The following is a 1886-nucleotide window of genomic DNA, read 5'->3' as shown; positions in this document are numbered from 1 at the left end:
ACGCAATGGGGAATCAATGAAGGATTTGATATTCTCATCAGTGAATCTGCGGGACTTTGCAATCGCTGTTCGCCGTATATCAAAGATATTAAAGCCATTTGCGTTATTGATAATTTAAGCGGAATAAATACTCCCAAGAAGATAGGTCCGATGCTGAAATCTGCTGATATTGTGGTGATCACAAAAGGAGATATTGTTTCGCAAGCAGAACGGGAAGTTTTTGCATCTCGCGTGAACACCGTAAATCCCGCTGCCACGATAATGCACATTAATGGTCTTACTGGACAGGGAAGTTTCGAGCTCAGCACGCTTCTTTATGATGAGAATATCCAGACCGAAAGTCTTAAAGGTAAGAAACTTCGCTTTCCGATGCCTGCTGCTTTGTGTTCGTATTGCCTTGGTGAAACTCGTATCGGTGAAAGCTATCAGATGGGAAATGTCCGCAAAATGAAAATGGATGAAAAGTAGGCGGGAAAATGGATAATCTTGGAAATTCAAAAATAAAAAATTTGTTAGAAAAATATCCTTTCTTAGATGCCTTTTTCAAAAATAACGGTTTGGAAATTACAGGAAAAGAGAACCTGAACATAATAGAATATTTTGCAGAATTTGACGAAGAAGAATTGGAAGATCGCGGAATCGAACCGGAAGCATTTCTGATGCAAATCTCGGAATTCATAAACCAGATGATCTCGTTTTTGGGAAAAGATGAAGATAAGGTGAAAACCGTAACTATCCTGCCCGGAACCGATAAGTCGGGAAATACGGAAAGATTTGAAAATCTGGTTATAAAGCAAGGGGAAGTAATTTGCATTGTCGGTCCAACAGGATCTGGAAAAAGCAGACTTCTGGCAGACATCGAATGGGTTGCTCAAAACGATACTCCGACTTCACGGAAAATTCTCATCAATAATGAAATTCCCGATAAAAAATGGAGATTTTCTTCTTCCGACAAACTGGTAGCACAGCTTTCCCAGAATATGAATTTCGTGATGGATCTTACGGTTTACGAATTTGTGGAATTGCACGCAGAAAGCCGTTTGGTGGAAAACAAAGAAGATGTCATTCGCAGGATTATAGAAAAAGCAAATGATCTTGCAGGTGAAAAATTTGCTCCCGATACTCCGATCACAAGTTTGAGCGGTGGACAATCACGAGCTTTGATGATCGCAGATACAGCAATTTTAAGCAAGTCACCGATTATTTTAATAGACGAGATCGAGAACGCCGGTATTGACAGAAAACGTGCTTTGAATCTTTTGCTGTCGGAAGACAAAGTTGTATTGATGGCAACACACGATCCGATTTTAGCTTTGCTGGGTGACCGACGAATCGTGATAAAAAACGGGGGAATCCATAAAGTGATCGATACAACGGATAAAGAACGCGAAATTCTGGGAACATTAGAAGAAATGGATAAAACTATTTTGGCTTATCGCACAAAATTAAGAAGTGGTGAGATGATAGATAAGGTCGAGGATCAAGGTTAAGTTCGAGAAGGAAGGATGTATAAAAGTTTTAAGGAAATGTCGATTTGGAAATTGAGTATGGATTTAGCAGTAGAAATTTATGAACTCACAGAATCTATTCTCAAGAAAGAAGATTACAGTCTAACTTCTCAAATTCGCAGGTCTGCTCTAAGTATTTCAGCAAATATTGCTGAAGGATTCGGACGCTTTCATAACAAAGATAAAATAAATTTCTATTATTATGCTCGCGGCTCGGTAACCGAAACTCAAAGTCATTTGATTTATTGCAGCAGAGTAAAATTTTTGAAATCAGATGTTTCAGAAAATTTAATTGAAAGACTCGAAGAAATAAATAAATCTTTAAAAAATAATGAGTCCACTCTAAAAAGGCAATAATTTGGAATATGTATGAAATTT

General features: G+C 37.9%; 3 protein-coding genes. All 3 read left to right on the top strand.

Features of this window, described 5'->3' with window-relative positions:
* Positions 1–468 (top strand): hypothetical protein (locus tag ENL20_06085; GenBank protein ID HHE38123.1); only part of this gene is annotated, 468 nt, incomplete at its 5' end.
* An 8-nt stretch (positions 469–476) separates the two neighbouring features.
* Complete coding sequence (locus ENL20_06080) at positions 477–1490, top strand: ATP-binding cassette domain-containing protein (protein HHE38122.1); 1014 nt, start codon at positions 477–479, stop codon at positions 1488–1490.
* Positions 1491–1505: 15 nt separating this feature from the next.
* A complete protein-coding gene (locus ENL20_06075; GenBank protein HHE38121.1) occupies positions 1506–1865 on the top strand; it encodes a four helix bundle protein in 360 nt (119 codons plus the stop codon).
* Positions 1866–1886: the final 21 nt, after the last annotated feature.

This window comes from Candidatus Cloacimonadota bacterium (assembly GCA_011372345.1).
Lineage (GTDB): Bacteria > Cloacimonadota > Cloacimonadia > Cloacimonadales > TCS61 > DRTC01.
The sequence above is the reverse complement of the archived record's forward strand: the minus strand, read 5'-3'. Positions and strand labels throughout refer to the sequence as shown.

Coding starts and splice junctions, on each gene's coding strand:
- ENL20_06075 (HHE38121.1), top strand. CDS start 1,506: ATGTATAAAAGTTTTAAGGAAATGTCGATTTGGAAATTGAGTATGGAT.
- ENL20_06080 (HHE38122.1), top strand. CDS start 477: ATGGATAATCTTGGAAATTCAAAAATAAAAAATTTGTTAGAAAAATAT.